General features: G+C 72.6%; 16 protein-coding genes. 11 read left to right on the forward strand and 5 right to left on the reverse strand.

The features are described from left to right. Positions 1–42: 42 nt before the first annotated feature. Positions 43–1,626 carry a DoxX family protein gene (locus ACQCO7_RS19485; RefSeq protein WP_464073060.1) on the forward strand — a complete coding sequence of 528 codons (1,584 nt, stop codon included), beginning with the start codon at positions 43–45 and terminating at the stop codon, positions 1,624–1,626. A 79-nt stretch (positions 1,627–1,705) separates the two neighbouring features. Here ACQCO7_RS19485 and ACQCO7_RS19490 read toward each other — a convergent pair whose 3' ends face one another. Further along, positions 1,706–1,909 carry a DUF397 domain-containing protein gene (locus tag ACQCO7_RS19490; protein WP_464073061.1) on the reverse strand — a complete coding sequence of 68 codons (204 nt, stop codon included), beginning with the start codon at positions 1,907–1,909 and terminating at the stop codon, positions 1,706–1,708. A 13-nt stretch (positions 1,910–1,922) separates the two neighbouring features. Further along, positions 1,923–2,789, reverse strand: coding sequence for a helix-turn-helix domain-containing protein (locus ACQCO7_RS19495; RefSeq protein WP_464073062.1), 867 nt, complete (start codon positions 2,787–2,789; stop codon positions 1,923–1,925). A gap of 189 nt (positions 2,790–2,978) precedes the next feature. Here ACQCO7_RS19495 and ACQCO7_RS19500 point away from each other — a divergent pair, with 189 nt between their 5' ends. The 3 genes from ACQCO7_RS19500 to ACQCO7_RS19510 are packed head-to-tail and all read left to right on the forward strand — an operon-like array spanning position 2,979 to position 3,807. Further along, entirely contained in the window at positions 2,979–3,422 is a 444-nt protein-coding gene (locus ACQCO7_RS19500; protein WP_464073063.1) for an ATP-binding protein, read from the forward strand. Next, complete coding sequence (locus ACQCO7_RS19505) at positions 3,419–3,580, forward strand: hypothetical protein (RefSeq protein ID WP_464073064.1); 162 nt, start codon at positions 3,419–3,421, stop codon at positions 3,578–3,580. The genes ACQCO7_RS19500 and ACQCO7_RS19505 overlap by 4 nt, the downstream gene beginning before the upstream one ends. Further along, the gene (locus ACQCO7_RS19510; protein ID WP_464073065.1) at positions 3,577–3,807 is read left to right on the forward strand and encodes a hypothetical protein; all 231 of its coding nucleotides are present in this window, start codon (positions 3,577–3,579) and stop codon (positions 3,805–3,807) included. The genes ACQCO7_RS19505 and ACQCO7_RS19510 overlap by 4 nt, the downstream gene beginning before the upstream one ends. Here the strand turns inward: ACQCO7_RS19510 and ACQCO7_RS19515 are convergent. The 3 genes from ACQCO7_RS19515 to ACQCO7_RS19525 all read right to left on the reverse strand — a co-directional run bounded on the left by ACQCO7_RS19515 (position 3,788) and on the right by ACQCO7_RS19525 (position 7,264). Further along, complete coding sequence (locus tag ACQCO7_RS19515; protein WP_464073066.1) at positions 3,788–4,537, reverse strand: tyrosine-protein phosphatase; 750 nt, start codon at positions 4,535–4,537, stop codon at positions 3,788–3,790. The genes ACQCO7_RS19510 and ACQCO7_RS19515 overlap by 20 nt on opposite strands. Then, complete coding sequence (locus ACQCO7_RS19520; protein ID WP_464073067.1) at positions 4,531–5,754, reverse strand: hypothetical protein; 1,224 nt, start codon at positions 5,752–5,754, stop codon at positions 4,531–4,533. Before ACQCO7_RS19520 ends, ACQCO7_RS19515 begins: the two co-directional genes overlap by 7 nt. Before the next feature lie 130 nt (positions 5,755–5,884). Next, positions 5,885–7,264 carry a hypothetical protein gene (locus ACQCO7_RS19525; RefSeq protein ID WP_464073068.1) on the reverse strand — a complete coding sequence of 460 codons (1,380 nt, stop codon included), beginning with the start codon at positions 7,262–7,264 and terminating at the stop codon, positions 5,885–5,887. Between the two features lie 204 nt (positions 7,265–7,468). Between ACQCO7_RS19525 and ACQCO7_RS19530 the strand changes: the two genes are divergently transcribed. From ACQCO7_RS19530 to ACQCO7_RS19560, 7 genes are all read left to right on the forward strand, one after another. Beyond that, positions 7,469–8,797: a B12-binding domain-containing radical SAM protein gene (locus tag ACQCO7_RS19530; protein ID WP_464073069.1), complete on the forward strand. Its 1,329-nt coding sequence runs from the start codon at positions 7,469–7,471 to the stop codon at positions 8,795–8,797. After that, positions 8,784–9,902 carry an aminotransferase class I/II-fold pyridoxal phosphate-dependent enzyme gene (locus ACQCO7_RS19535; RefSeq protein WP_464073070.1) on the forward strand — a complete coding sequence of 373 codons (1,119 nt, stop codon included), beginning with the start codon at positions 8,784–8,786 and terminating at the stop codon, positions 9,900–9,902. Before ACQCO7_RS19530 ends, ACQCO7_RS19535 begins: the two co-directional genes overlap by 14 nt. After that, positions 9,899–10,540 (forward strand): P-loop NTPase family protein, encoded by a 642-nt coding sequence (locus ACQCO7_RS19540; protein ID WP_464073071.1) that lies wholly within the window; start codon positions 9,899–9,901, stop codon positions 10,538–10,540. The genes ACQCO7_RS19535 and ACQCO7_RS19540 overlap by 4 nt, the downstream gene beginning before the upstream one ends. Further along, positions 10,537–11,160, forward strand: a complete 624-nt coding sequence (locus tag ACQCO7_RS19545) for a 2OG-Fe(II) oxygenase (RefSeq protein ID WP_464073072.1) — start codon at positions 10,537–10,539, stop codon at positions 11,158–11,160. Before ACQCO7_RS19540 ends, ACQCO7_RS19545 begins: the two co-directional genes overlap by 4 nt. A 237-nt stretch (positions 11,161–11,397) precedes the next feature. Continuing rightward, entirely contained in the window at positions 11,398–12,444 is a 1,047-nt protein-coding gene (gene truD / locus ACQCO7_RS19550) for a tRNA pseudouridine(13) synthase TruD (RefSeq protein ID WP_464073073.1), read from the forward strand. A 278-nt stretch (positions 12,445–12,722) separates the two neighbouring features. After that, positions 12,723–13,550 carry a helix-turn-helix domain-containing protein gene (locus ACQCO7_RS19555; protein WP_464073074.1) on the forward strand — a complete coding sequence of 276 codons (828 nt, stop codon included), beginning with the start codon at positions 12,723–12,725 and terminating at the stop codon, positions 13,548–13,550. A 27-nt stretch (positions 13,551–13,577) separates the two neighbouring features. Continuing rightward, a complete protein-coding gene (locus ACQCO7_RS19560; RefSeq protein WP_464073075.1) occupies positions 13,578–14,240 on the forward strand; it encodes a 2OG-Fe(II) oxygenase in 663 nt (220 codons plus the stop codon). Positions 14,241–14,275 lie beyond the last annotated feature (35 nt).

Genomic DNA, 14,275 nt, shown 5'->3' on the forward strand with positions numbered 1-14,275 from the left:
GGTGAGTCAAGGCAGTGTCCTAAACACAAGTCACTCGGTTAGATGAGTGTGGACACCAGAACACCCCGTACACCCGCGGGGGACCGCCAGTCGGGATTCGCCTCAGGACTCGACGACGGTCCCGCACTGAGCATGGTGAAGGTGCCGAGCGATCCGGCGCAGGTCATCGTCACGCACGCCTCGTTCCGTGTGCAGCTGGGAGCGTCGTCGCGACGCCAATCCCCCAGCATCGCGCGGCACTTGAGCGCGTCCGAGAGCACCGCGCGGATGCCCGCCGGCGGCAGTGGCGGCAGCCCGGCGCGACGCCGTGCCGTCGTCTGGAGCGGGCACTCCGCGCCGGACGACACCGGCGCGCACCGCCTCCTCCAGGCGGTCCGCGCCGGCAGCGTGGGCCACGCCGAACAGCCCTCCGCCGACGCGGGCGCCACCCAGGTCATCCCCCGCGTGGAGGCCGAGGACCTCGTCGAGCGGACGATGGAGACCCCCCTCGTCGGCGCCCAACGCACCCGCGACAACCGGCTGTTGCCGCACATGCAGACCGTCGACAGCGTCTACGACGAGCCGTCGTACGCGCCCCCGCCGTACGACGGGTACGACTCCCCGCGCGAGCGGGTCCCCGGCGATCCGGCGCGGCACGCGTACTACCCCGGCCGCCGGCTGAACCTCGGCGTCGTCCTGCTCCCGCTGCGCATCTTCCTCGGCTTCCTCGCGGCGTACGCGGGGATGGGCAAGCTCTGCGACCCCGTCTACTTCGACGGCGGGAAGCGGGGGTCGATGGTGAAGTGGCTGAACACGCTGCACCCGTGGGAAGTGGCTGAGCCACTGCGCCAGTTCGCGCTGCACCACCCGGTCGGCTCGGGCCTCGTGATCGCCTTCCTCCAGGTCGTCGTCGGCGTGCTGACGATCCTGGGGTGCTGGCAGCGGGTCGCGGCCGTGGTGGGCGCGGTGCTGTCGGCCGCGCTGATCGTGACGGTGAGCTGGAAGACCGTGCCCGTCTACGACACCCCCGACATCATCAACCTCGCCGCCTGGTCGCCGCTGATCATCGCGGGGGCGCCGGTGTACTCGGTGGACGGGCGGCTCGCGTCCGCCGCGTGGCGGCGCCTCGGACCCCGGGCTCCCCTGTGGCAGCTGCGCCGCTACACGCTGCGCCGGGGCGCGCTGGTCACCGCCATCGTCGTAGGGCTGACGCTCCTCTTCGGCTCGCTCCTCGGCGCGGCCGTCCGTGACGCCGACCGGGTGGTCGTCCCCGGCCCCGGCGAGGCGCCGCGCAACGAGCTGCCGGGCTCGCCGCTGCCGAGCGCCTCGGGCAAGGGCAAGCACGGTTCCCGGCCGAGCGGGGAGGCGTCCGCCTCGCCCACGACCGAGGGGACGACCTCGACGCCGTCCACGGAGTCCCGGCAGGACAGGCCGACGTCCACGCGCGACTCCACGACCTCCAACTCGCCCAGCCAGACGCAGGGTTCGTCCTCGGACGACACTCCGTCGAAGAACACGGCGCCCGTGCAGGAGGCGCCGAGCACGACGTCGTCCGGACCGTCGTCGGGCGGCAGCTCGTCGAGCGGGTCGGGCGGGGGCGAGTCGTCGGGCGGGAACGAGAACCTGGTGGGCGGCTTGCTGGGGTAGGCCTTCTTCCCGGTACGACGGTGGGGTCCCCTTCCTCGGAGGAAGGGGACCCCACCGTCGTACCGAAGGGCCGGGACGGTCACACCTCGCGTGCGGGGTACCGTCCGGCCTTCACGTCGTCGACGAACGCCTGCCACTGCCGCGCTTCGAAGCGCAGTGCCGGGCGCTGGACGTCCTTCGAGTCGCGGCAGCCGACGCCGTTGGCCTGGAACCGGGCTTCTACGCAGCCACCGTCCTGAGAGCTATAGCTGCTCTTGAACCATTCCAACCTGTTTGCGCGCATATGCCGTCTTTCTCTAAGAGTCGAGCTGTCCCGCCAAGTCCCGGATCAGGGACTGGGATTGGAGGGGACCGAGTGCCATGGAGCAGAGGCGGTCGAAGGCGTCCCCGTAGTACTTGATGCCACCCGGCGTCTCCAAGTAACTCTGGCCCATGTGGTTTTCCAATGTGACCACTTCCATGGCGGAGGGCTTCGGGAAGCGGTAGATCAGAAAGGGGAACGGTCCTCCCCGGTATGCCCCTGCGGAAAAAGGTAGTACCTGCAACATCACGTTCGGAAGCTCCGACAACTCGACCAAGTGCCGCAACTGGCCCAGCAGAACAGCCGGTCCGCCGTACATGTGCCGCAGCGCGGCTTCGCCAAGGATGATCCACGCCTCCAGCGGACTCTCGCTGCGGGTGATGGCTTTCTGCCGTTCCATCCGGACCTGGACGCGCGCCTGGCGGACTTCGTTGAGCGGACCGAGTTCGCCGCCACCGATGACGGCCTCCGCGTACGCCTGCGTCTGTAGCAGCCCATTCACCAACCCCGGCTCGAATCCCCGCACATGAGAGACGTCCTCCTCCAGTCCGACCAAGTCCAGGAAATCGTGCGGGAGTTGGTCCTCCAGGTCCCGCCACCAACGCCGTTCACGGCTCTCGCGGGCCAACGCCAGCCAACCCGCCCGCTCCTCCGGGTCCTTGATCTCGTACAGGTCGAGCAGCAGCTTCAAGTCGACCTGGCGGATGCCTGATTCGGCCTTCTCGATGCGGCTGATCTTCGAGGGGTCGCAGCTCAGGACCTCGGCGGCGTGTTCGAGGTGGAGGCCACGGTCGGAGCGCAGCCGACGCAGGTTGGACGCGAGGACGCGGCGGCGGACGGTGGGGCGTTGCACGACAGCCATGGGCTTCCCTCTTCTCCGGGCGCGAGGTGCTGGGGGGACGGTGCCTTGCCGGGGGTCGAACCCGCAAGCGAAAAGGCATGACCTTCACTCGTTCTAGTGAACAACCGAGTTGTTCCGCTTGCGACTTGAGCTCGCCGTGGCCCATGCTACCGAGCAACCCAGGCACCCGATGCAGCGGGAGGCAAGCGCATGTCCCGAGTGGAGTGGTCCGTCACGCTCGTCAATGACGACCAGGCCGCAGGCCGGGCCCGCCGGGTCATACGCGATGCCATGCCCGCCGGGGAGTACGACGCGGAGGTGACCGACGCGGCCGTACTCGTCGTCTCCGAACTGGTGACGAACACGACCCGGCACGCGCCCGGCACCGCCCGCGTGGAGGTCCGGTTCGCGGTGACCGGCGAGGAACTCGCTGTCGAGGTCTACGACGAGAACCCCGGCCGGCCCGTCCGGCGAACGGCATTCGCCGACGCCGAGTGCGGCCGGGGGCTGGACATCGTCGAGGCCGTCACCGCCGAGTACGGCGGCTGCCTCGGTGTCCGGACCGCCGCGCGCGGCAAGTGCGTCTTCGCGACGCTGAAGCTCTCCCCGACATCCCCGAGCCCCGTTCCCTCACCCTCCGGAGGCCCCCGATGAGACTTCTCAGGTTCCGCGATCCCGCCGTGCGCTCGTACCGCCGCTGGTTCGACCACTCCCGTGCGTGCGGGAGTTGCGCGGGAACCGACCGGTGCGGGACGGGGCAGCGGCTCTGGGACGCCTACCGCGACGCGCGCGGGAAGAACGGACCCCGGTGAACACCGAGGACCCCGACCCGGAGTACCGCTCCCCCCGCTGCGTCCTCGGCGAACACCCCCACTGCCGGGACGCCGAGCCCCGCGACAGCGGCGTACCGGGCGTCCGTCACCTGCTCTGCGCCTGCCCCTGCCACCACCGGGCGCCCCTCTTCACGGCCGCCCTCATGACCACCTGGGCGGCAGCCGCCCTCGCCTGCCTGGCCCGCATCACGTGTCACCGGCCCTGACGGGCGCCGCCAGTTCGGCGCGCAGCGTCGCCAGGGTCGCCGGTGGCACCCCTCGGCGGTTGAGGAACGGCGCCAGGCCGCCGTGGCGTTCGCGTACCTCGGAGAGAAGGGTGTGCATCGTCTCGTCGCGGACCTGCACGCGGTGGAGGTAGTCGTCGCGGGTGTGGCCCCGGCGCAACCACTTGTCCTGGAAGCGGTCGACCTGGGCGACGAGGTCGCGGGCGCTGTCGGCGTAGTCGCGGGCGATGTCGTCGCGGGGACAGCCGAGGAGGTCGAGGACGGCGGCGACGGCGAGGCCGGTGCGGTCCTTGCCGAAGTGGCAGCAGACGAGGAACGGCTCCGGGGCCGCCAGGGCCAGGGCCGTGAAGAGGCCGGGCCAGCAGGTGTCGTAGGAGTCCGTGAGGATGCCGTGGTAGTAGCGGACGACGTCCCCGGTGGCCGGGCGGGGCGCGGCGACCGCGGCGCCGGAGTAGCCGGTCAGGGGGGCCTGGACCCAGTCGAGGCCGGCGTCGATGAGGGCCTGCGGGGGCCCGTAGGCGGCGGTCTCGCGCGTGCTGCGCAGGTCGATGACCGTACGGATGCCGTAGCGGTCCCGCAGGACGGCCGCGTCCTCGGGCGTGCACGCGGTGACGTACCCGCAGCGGAACAGCCGGCCCGGCCGCAGCCCCCGCGCGCGGACCTCCCGGAAGTTGACACCGACGGCCTCGGACTCCACGTTCCAGATCAGCACGGCCGCCCCCCGGAGACGGAGACGGAGGCGGCGCTCATCCCCAGAGCCCCCGTCACCTCCGCCCAGAACCGCGGGAAGTCGGCGTTGACGTCGGGTCCGTAGCGCACGCGGACCCGGGGCAGCCGGCGCAGCCCGTCGAGGACCCGGGCCCGCCCCTCGGCGTCGAAGGGCCGGGGCGCGAGGATGCCGAGGTAGTCGACGAAGTACCGCAGGGCGCGCCCGCTGGTCGGCTCCAGCTCGGGCACCGGATCGCCGGAGGTGTCCGCCGTCACCGTCCACCCGCTCATGTGCGGATCGGCGACCGGCAGGACGATCCCGGCCGGCTCGGCGTGCTGGGCGCACCGCGTCCCGGTGATCGCGGTGAACTCGTCGATGTCGCAGTACAGCCGCACCCGCCCCTCCCGTGACCACGAGTCGGCCGGGGGCGTCGGCAGCGGCCCCACGGGAGCGTCGCCGTAGCGCCGCAGCGGATGCGTCTCGAACCGGTCCCGCGCCGGATGCCCGGCGAGCGCGCCGACCCCGATCCCGAGCCGGCGCGGTGCCCCGCTCACCGCGAGCGGTCCGCCGGGCCCCTCCTCCCAGGCGAGCAGGGTGTCGTCGGAGACGAAGTCCCAGCCGGCCAGCGTGGACGCGAGGAACGCGAGCGTGGACTTGCCGGAGCCGCTGGCCCCGAACACGGCGACGGCCTGCCCGTCCCGGGCGACGGCGGACCCGTGCAGCACCGGCACCCCGCCGGAGTGCAGCTGCGCGCTGAGCAGGAACGCCACCAGCCGTACGACGGCCCGCCGCGACCTGGGCGTGTCCTCGGCGATGTCCAGCCGCACGGCCCGCTCGCCGCGGTTGACGCTGATCAGGACCGGATCGCTGTCCTCCTCCATGTCCCGCAGCGTCACCATCGTGTCGCTCAGATGCTCCAGGACGACCATGCGGGGCCCGTCCTCGTCGAGCCACAGCTGCGGGCTGCGCGGCACGGCGTCCAGGTCGCCGCCGGCGACGGGCAGCTCCGGCGAGCGGCGCACCGACACGGTGACCGCGCCGGAATCCGCGCCCGCGGTCGGCACGAAGTACGGCCCGAGCAGCGCGGTGAGGAACGCGTTCAGCTCCGGCAGCTCGCTCTCGACGGACAGCCGGGCGAACCACCGCGACAGGGTGAAGACCTCACCCGGTGGGGACACGGCCGGTTCGTCGAGCAGGGTGGTGCGCGGTTTTCCCGTCACAGGTGCCTTCCTCTCGCGGTTCGTGCGCGGCCGGGCGCCCGCCGCCCGGCCCGAAGCGGCCACGTTCCATCCTGGGCACCGGCGCCGCCCGGGGCAGGGGGCGTTCCACGGCCCGGAACACGTACCGGGCTCATCCGCGCACCTCCGCGCCGAACGCCCGCAGCTTGGCCGGCAGGTTCTCGTAGCCGCGCGCCAGGTGGCCCACCCCGTGCACCGCGTGGCGCCCGCCGGCCGTCAGCGCGCCGATCACCAGCGACATCACGGCCCGCAGGTCGCCCCCGTACAGGTCCCCGGCCGCGAGGCTGAGCGTGCTGGGCCGCACGGTCAGCCGGGACCCGGAGACGGTGAGGTCGGCGCCCAGCGCCCGCAGGCCCTCGACGTACCCGAACCGCGAGCCCCACACGAGGTCGGTCAGCACGGAGGTCCCCGACGCCCGCAGCAGCACCGGCACCAGCAGGGCGAGGGCGTCGCTGTAGACGAGGTGGGAGGCGGCGACCACCTCGACGGGCTCGACCCGCCCCACGCGCCCGACGCGCAGCGTGTCGCCCTCCCAGGCCAGCGGAATCCCCATGGCGTCCATGACCGCCAGTTCGGGCGCGAGCCCGGCACGCACCGCGTCGGGCCGGTCCAGCCGTATCCGTGACTCGGTGTCGAGGCAGACCGACAGGGCGATCATCGTGACCACCTCCATCAGGTCGGACGGCAGCCGCAGCTCGGTACCGCCGATCGGCCCGCCCCGCCCCTCGATCTCGATCTCGTCCGCCCCGATCCGCACCGGCACCCCGGCCGAGCCGAGCGCCCGCGCCAGCTCCAGCACGTCGGTCTTCGGGTACGGCTCGCGCAGGACGGTCGTGCCGTGCGCGACGGCGCCGAGCAGCAGCGCCGTCTTCGTCGCCCCGGAGTAGTACGGCCCGGTGAGGGTGCCGGTCACCGGCTCCCGTACGGCGAAGTCGGCGAGGTCGACGACGGCGCCGCGCAGCCCGGACAGCGGCGTGGTCGCGCTGAAGGCGCCGTCCGACAGCTCGGTGCGGGCGCCGAAGCGTTCCATCACGGCGGCGACGTGGGACAGCGGACGCTCGCCCGTCGAGCCCTGGCCGATCCGGCAGCCGCCGTGCTGCCCCGACACGACCCTGCCGGTCGCGGCGAGCAGTGCGGGCAGCAGGTAGACGCCGCCGTGCACCTGCGCGGACAGCTCGTCCGGGATGCGGTGCCGGCGCAGCTCCCCGGCGAGGACGCGGACCGTGCCCGCCCGCCGGTCGTGCATGACGGCGGCCCCCGCCCCGCCGAGCAGCGCGGTCAGGACCCGGGTGTCGGCGATGTCGGGCACGTTGGAGATCACCCAGGGCCGGTCCGCGAGGCAGGCGGCGGCGAGGGCCGGGACGAGGAGGTGCTTGAACCCGGAGACGCCCACGCGCACCGAGGACGGTGTCCGCGTCCGGGAGAGCTCCCAGCTGTCGGACGCGGCCTCGGCCGTACGCGGGGCCGTGATCACAGACGCTGCACTGCGCATGGGGGGTCCTTTCCTGCTGCGGGAATGTCAGAGCCCTGGGAACCCTAGGGTGAATACGCATTTACGGACGGAAAGGGTTTCGCGCGGCGGAACGCGCTTTCCCGGAAGCGCGGCAGAAGGCGTTCCGCCGGGAGAAACCCCGGATTCCGTACGGCCCCGATCCGCACCAGCATTCCGGGAAAGGTACGAGGCAGGAGTGAATCCATGAAGGTACTGGTCATCTGGCCGCCTCATGTCCCCAGCTACTTCAACGCCGGCCATCACACGCCCGCGTTCATGACCGCGGGCCACCTCCGGCGCGATCCCCGGGTGACCCGCGTGGACGTGCGCGACGCCGGGGTGCTGAACATGAACTGGAAGGCGGTCGGCGATCTGCTCTTCCAGGGCGACTACGACGTCGTCGCCGTGATGAACGACTTCGACGCGGTGGACGGTCTGGAGCGGTTCATCGCCTACGCCAGGGAGCTGTCGCCGCGCAGCCGCCTGGTCACGTTCGGCCGCCTGAGCAGCATGAACCCCGGCTGGTTCAAGCGCTACGACCTGGACGCCATCGTCCGGTCCGGCGACTACGAGTGCGGGGTCGCCCAGGTCGTCGACGCCGTCGTGCGGGAGAGCTGGCCGCAGGGAGCGCTGCCGGGCGTCGCCGTGCGGGCGGCGGGGCAGTGGCACGACCCGCACCTTCCCGGCGGCACGCTGCCGGCCGAGGAGTGGACCCTGCCGGACGTCGACGAGATCCCCTACGCCGCCTACGACCGGCTCTACGCCCGTGACGACCACAAGTTCTGCGGCATCCCCTTCCGCCGCGAACTGGTCGTGCCGGCCGCGCGCGGCTGCCCCATCGGCTGCGACTTCTGCGAAGTGCCGTCGATATTCGGGCTCAAGGAACGCCGCCTCTCGGTGGAGCGGACCGTCCAGTACATCGAGGACGCTTTTGCCCGCCACCCCTTCGAATACGTCTCCTTCTACGCGCCCACGTTCACCCTGGACCGCCGCTGGGTGAAGGACCTGTGCGCCCGCTTCCAGCAGAGCGAACTGAAACCGCGCTGGAAATGCGCCACCACCATTCACCACCTCAACGAGGAACTCGTCACGCTGATGGGCGCCTCGGGCTGCGTCCGCATCTCGGTCGGCCTGGAGACCCTCGAACCCGACAGCCAGGGCACCCTGCCGAGGGCCAAGCAGATCGAGGACGAGAAGTTCCGCACGCTCGCCGGCTGGTGCGAGCGCGCCGGCATCGAGCTGAACGCCTTCGTCATCGTCGGCCTCCCCGGCACCACCCCCGCCGGAGTCGCCCGCACCCTCGACGTCGCCCGGCGCACCGGGGCCCGCGTACGGCCCACCATGTACACCCCGTACCACGGCATCCCCGCCGACCTGACCCCCTTGCAGATCAGCCGCTACAACCGCCAGCTCCTCTCCGCACCCGGCGATCCGCTGGCGCGCGAGTGGTACGGGTTCATGTTCGGCCACGAGGACCGGCTGACGACGGTGTACGAGGCCGTCCCGCAGTACGCGGCCGATGACGCCGCGTGAGGCGACGGCGGCGAGGGCGCCGGTCGTCCCCCTCTTTTCCGTCCGCGCCTCCGCCCTGACCGCCGTCCACCCGCCCCGGCAGCGCTTCGCCGGGGTCAATCTGAAGAGCTGCGAGCTCCAGCACCCGCTGGCCGACCGGCTGGTCGCCGAGGCGTCGAGGGCGCTCGCCCCGGCCGACACCCGGTCGTACCCCGTCCTCACCGAGGTGCGGGCCGAGGTGGGCGCCCGGTACGGGGTGGACGCCGAGCGGGTCGTGCTCACCGCGGGCTCCGACAGCGCGATCGGCATGCTGGTCGACGCGTTCGCGGTGCCCGCGGGGCGGCTGATCGTGCCGGAGCCGGCGTTCGAGGCGTGGGGGCACTACGCCCGGCTGCGCGGTGTGCCGGTGACCGCCGTACGCCAGCTGCGGGGACAGCCTCCCCGGCTGGACAACGCCGACCTGTTCGAAGCCGTCCGCACCCACCCGCCGTCCGTCGTCGCGCTCACCAACCCGGCGGGCCTGTCCGGGCTGCCGCTGCTGCCCGGCGAGGTCGCCTTCCTCGCCGAGGCGTGCGAGCGGTACGGCCACCTGCTGGTGATCGACGAGTGCTACGGCGCCTACGCGGGCGTGACGCACACCCCGCTGCTCGCCGACCACCCCCGCCTCGTCGTCGTCCGCTCCCACTCCAAGTCCCACGCCCTGGCCGGCGCCCGCATCGCCGCCGTCTTCGCGGGCGAGGACATCGCGGACCACCTCGCCGCGTACCGCCCGGACAGCACGGTCTCCGGCCCCGCGCTCGCCCTGCTGTCCGGGCTCCTGAAGCGCACGGCGGAGTTCGCCGAGGTGTGGGACGACGTACGCGCCATCCGCGACGAGTTCGCCGGCGCCGTCGAGGAGGTCCGCCCCGGCTGGCGGCGGCTCGAACCCGGCGGGAACTTCGTCACCTTCCACACCGGCTCCGCCACCGAGCCCGCGCGCGCCGAACGGGCCCTGCTGGACGCCGGGTTCAGGACCCGCGCGTTCACCGGCGTGCCCGGCCTCGGGGAGTGCCTGCGGATCTCGCTGGCCGACCGGCCCGTCATGCGCCGGGTCGTCGCGGCGCTCGCCGGACGGGGCCGGCGATGACGCCGCCGGCCCGCCGGGTCGCCGTCCTCGGCAGCCCCGGCAGCGGCAAGTCGACGTTCTGCCACGGCCTGGCCGGCGCCGGTGTCCCCGTCTTCCACCTCGACGACCTGTACTGGCGCCCCGGCTGGCGCCGCCCCGCGCCCGAGGAGTGGCGGCGCACGGTCGCCGCCCTGGCGAGCGGCGACCGGTGGATCGTGGACGGCAACCACCTCGACACCGTCCCCGAACGGCTCGCCAGGGCCGAGATCGTCGTCCTGCTCGACCCGCCGGTCCTCGTCTGCGCCTGGCAGGTCGTGCGGCGCAGCCGTCGCCTGCGCCGCCACCACGGCGCCGACGGCGAGTACCTGCCCCGCGGCCTGCGCGCGGCCGACCCGCCCGTGCGCGACCTGCCCGCGCTGCTGCGCAAGGTGCTGGGCTTCAGGCGCCGCGAACTCGTCGAGCTGCGGCGGCTGCTGGCCGGGTTCGACGGCCGGGTCGTCGTCTGCCGGTCGCGGCGCGCGGCGCGCACGGCGCAGCGCGAGCTGACGGCGCTGCTGCGGGCCCGCCCCGGCGCCGCGGGGCCGCCGCCGGACCAGACCCCCTGCACCTGCGGCGGCCCGGACGGGGCCGCCGTCTCCGATCCCCTGGAGGACCGATGACACCGCTGACCCGCGATCCGGTGCTGCTGGCCGACGCCCGCAGCGAGACCGTGCCCTTCCCCTACCACCACCTGCCCGAGACGTTCCCGGCCGAGGCCGCCGCGCGGCTGCGCGAGACGTTCCCGACGACCGGGTTCACCAAGGTCACCGGGCAGGACCCGGACAAGACGTACACGATGTGGACGCGCCCGCTGCACCCGGAGCCGGCGGGTGAACTCCCTTGGCCCTGGCAGGAGTTCGTCCACGAGGTGACCGGCGCCCGCTACCGCGCCGGCCTCGCCGCGCTGACCGGTCTGCCCGTGGAGTCCTGCCCCGTCGAGGTCAACCTCTGGCGCTACCCGCCGGACTGCTGGCTCGACCCGCACGTCGACAAGCCGGGCAAGCTCGTCAGCCACGTCTTCTACTTCAACGAGCCCTGGTCCGAGTCCTGGGGCGGCAACCTGCTGCTCCTCGGCTCGCGGGACGTGCGCGACGTGGTCCGGCGCGTCGCCCCGCTGCACAACTCCAGCGTCGTCCTGGTGCGCGGCGAGACGTCCTGGCACGCCGTGGAAAACGCGCGTCCCGGGAATCCGGGCACCGTGCGGCTTTCCGCCCAGGTGATTTTCCACCGGCCCGAGTGATCTCCCGTTCCACCGCGCGAAATCGCCGCTGCCGTGCCCTGGGCGGCGCCGGTAACGTCAAGGACACCGGCGAGACCGGAAAGCCGCCTGGAACCGGCGTGAACACCCCTTATTCCCTGCCCTCGACATGAGCGCGGGAACGCTGCGCGCCCAGGTTCCTCGGTTTACCGGTCTCGCCGGTCAGTTTTCTCCCCGGTCCCGCCTCGAACTCCAGGAATCGCCATGGGAAGCCCTGTCGTGAAAGCAGTGCCCGAGGATTTCGTCGTGCGGGAGGTCATGGCCCTTCCGCAACGGACCTCGGCAGACTCCGGCCACACCTATCTGCACCTCCGCAAGAAGGGCTTCACCACCTTCGAGGCGATGGACCTGATCGCCCGCCACCTCGCCCTCCCCGCCGACGCGGTCTGTGCCGCCGGCCTCAAGGACGAGGACGGCGTCACCGAGCAGACCCTGTCCGTCGCGGCCGAGGTGCCGTCCGCGCTCCTCGACGCGTTCAACCGGCGCTGGACCCCCGGCACCGGCCGCTGGCTCGCCCTGGGCCGCGCCGGAGCGGGTGACCGGCGCCTGGGCATCGGCGAACTGCTGGGCAACGCCTTCCTGCTGACGCTGCGCGGCCTTGAGGCCGACGAGGCGGACCGGCTCAGGAGGGTGCCGCGCGGCGAGGCGCCCGTCCTGTTCGCCAACTACTACGACACCCAGCGCTTCGGCGTCGCGGGCGGCCCCAAGGTCACCCACCTCATCGGCCAGGCCCTCCTCGACGGCGACCTGGACCTCGCCCTCGCGCTGCTGCGCACCTCCGAGTCCCACGAGGGCGGCCTGGCGCTGCGGCACACCGGCTCCGCCGAGGAGTTCTTCGCCGGCCTCGACCAGCGGGTGGCCGCCTTCTACCGGACGGCGCACTCCTCGTACCTGTGGAACCACCGGCTCAGCCGGCTCCTCGAACAGCACGGCCCCGAGGTCGTGCGGACCGAACGCGAGGGGCTCGGCTACACCTACCCCACCACGGCCCGGCCCCTGCTCGGCCTGCTCGGCGAGCTGCCCGAGCTGGAGTACGACAAGTGGCGCTGGTCCGACGGCACGCTGCGCCGCACGGTCTCGCGCCGGCCGACGGTCCTCCAGACGGTCGTCACCGTGCGGGACGTCGAGCCCGACGACATGTTCGGCGGGCTGTGGAAGTGCGCGGTCTCCTTCATGCTGCCCTCGGGCGCCTACGCCACCAACGCCGTCTCGCAGTTCCTGCTCAGGCTCGCCCACGCGGAACGGGCCGTGCTCAGCGCGAGCTGACCTTCGCCGGGCCACGGCCCCTTTCCCCCGGAGCACGGGGGAAAGGGGCCGTTTCCGTATTTCCGGCCGGAAACGGCCTGGCCTGTTCCGCCGTTCCGGCGGCCTTCCGGGCGGGCCTTCGCCGACGGCAGACTCGGGAGAGAACGAGACGCCCCCTGCGAACCGGACGTCTCCCTCACCGCCCGCACCGGTGCTCGCGCTTCCTTCAGCTCGAATTCCAGGAGTCCCCCCATGCCAGAAAACACCTCCGCCATCTCGGCACATATCATGCTTCATCCGTGTTCGTCGCCCACGCGGGCGGGGCGAGAGACGAGCGGGCGGTGACCGGCTCCGAGCCCGAGCGGACCGTACTGCTCGACCGGGCGCACGGACTGCGGGGACAGCGCAAACGCGACTCCATGCTGACGCGGGGGCTCGCCATCCTCAGCGCGTTCGGCGCGAACGACGTGGAACTCACGCTCGCCGAGATCGCCCGCCGCGTCGGCCTGCCCAAACCCACCGCCCACCGGCTCATCGCCGAACTGCTGGACTCCGGGTTCCTGGAGCGCGGCCAGCGCGGGCTCGTGCTGGGCCGGCAGATGTTCGTCCTGGGCGGCCGGCTCCAGCGCGACCAGAAGATCCGTGTCCTGGCCCAGCCCCACCTGCAGAACCTGCGCCGCGTCACCGGGACCTCCCTGGTCTGCCTCTCCGTCGCGCGGGGCCGCGACATCGTTCATCTCCTGCGGGTGGGCACGTCCAGGGTGTCCGACGAACGGGAGAAGATCGTCGACCTCAGCGCCCGCAGGGTGCTCGCACAGCCCCTCGGCCGCGTTCCCGGTCCCGAGAACTCCGCCCTCCGCTCGCTCGGTCCGGCGGGCGCTCCTCCCGCGGCCGGTCCCGTCGTGCGGCTGGACGACGCCGTCCACTCCTGTGCCGCACTCGCCTGCCCCGTACGGCTGCCCGGTACGGAGGTGGTGCTGGCGCTGTCGGCGGTGAGCGGCGCCGACCAGAAGACCCGCACCCTGCTCGCCCGTGAACTGCACCGCGCCGCGCAGGAGCTGGCGGTGCGGATCGCGGCCCTGCCGGACTTCCACACCGCCCCCACCGGTGTCAGCGGCGCCGCGTAGACCCGACGGAACCGAAAGGACATCCCCATGAACACCCAGCTGAACACCCGGACCTCACCCATCGACCTGGACGCCCTGCGCGGCGCCACCCTCCACTCCTCGCCCTTCGTCTGGGGCACCGTGCGCGGCACGGTGCCCCAGCCCGCCCTCGGCCGGCTCGTCGAGGAGTTCCCCGACACCGGCTTCACCCGCACGGAGCGCACCGGCGGCCGGCCGGGGGAGAAGGGGTACCGCACGGACAACCTCGCCCTCGTCGACGCCGACGAAGCCGTCGAGGAGGGGTTCCGGCGGCTCACGCCCCTGTGGCGGGACCTCGTGCGCACCCTGATGTCCGCCGACTACCGCAGGACCGTCGGCGAACTGACCGGCAAGGACGTCTCCCGTGCCCGGCTGGAGATCAGGGCCGTCCGCTACCCGGCGGGCGCCTGGATCGACCCCCACACCGACCGCGCCGACAAACTCGTCACCCAGACCTGGTACTTCAACGCCGACTGGCCCGCGGCGAACCAGGGCCAGTTCCAGGTGCTCGGCTCCGCCGCCCCCGACGACGTCACCCAGCGGGTCCTGCCGCTGGCCGGCGAGTCCATCGTCCTGTGCCCCTCGGAGAGCTCCTGGCACTCCGTCGCGCCCGTCTCGGACGCCGCGAAAGAGGACCGAAAGGTGCTTCTGCTGCACCTCAGCGCGGTCTGAGAAGGAATTCGTTCCGCGCCGTGGAATATTCGGGC

It is taken from the genome of Streptomyces saintjeani, assembly GCF_055409605.1.

Bases quoted from the DNA above. Each gene is read 5' to 3' on its own strand.
- ACQCO7_RS19485 (WP_464073060.1), top strand. From the start codon at position 43: ATGAGTGTGGACACCAGAACACCCCGTACACCCGCGGGGGACCGCCAG.
- ACQCO7_RS19505 (WP_464073064.1), top strand. From the start codon at position 3,419: ATGAGACTTCTCAGGTTCCGCGATCCCGCCGTGCGCTCGTACCGCCGC.
- ACQCO7_RS19540 (WP_464073071.1), top strand. From the start codon at position 9,899: ATGACGCCGCCGGCCCGCCGGGTCGCCGTCCTCGGCAGCCCCGGCAGC.
- ACQCO7_RS19490 (WP_464073061.1), bottom strand. From the start codon at position 1,909: ATGCGCGCAAACAGGTTGGAATGGTTCAAGAGCAGCTATAGCTCTCAG.
- ACQCO7_RS19560 (WP_464073075.1), top strand. From the start codon at position 13,578: ATGAACACCCAGCTGAACACCCGGACCTCACCCATCGACCTGGACGCC.
- ACQCO7_RS19500 (WP_464073063.1), top strand. From the start codon at position 2,979: ATGTCCCGAGTGGAGTGGTCCGTCACGCTCGTCAATGACGACCAGGCC.
- ACQCO7_RS19525 (WP_464073068.1), bottom strand. From the start codon at position 7,264: ATGCGCAGTGCAGCGTCTGTGATCACGGCCCCGCGTACGGCCGAGGCC.
- ACQCO7_RS19530 (WP_464073069.1), top strand. From the start codon at position 7,469: ATGAAGGTACTGGTCATCTGGCCGCCTCATGTCCCCAGCTACTTCAAC.
- ACQCO7_RS19535 (WP_464073070.1), top strand. From the start codon at position 8,784: ATGACGCCGCGTGAGGCGACGGCGGCGAGGGCGCCGGTCGTCCCCCTC.
- ACQCO7_RS19495 (WP_464073062.1), bottom strand. From the start codon at position 2,789: ATGGCTGTCGTGCAACGCCCCACCGTCCGCCGCCGCGTCCTCGCGTCC.
- ACQCO7_RS19545 (WP_464073072.1), top strand. From the start codon at position 10,537: ATGACACCGCTGACCCGCGATCCGGTGCTGCTGGCCGACGCCCGCAGC.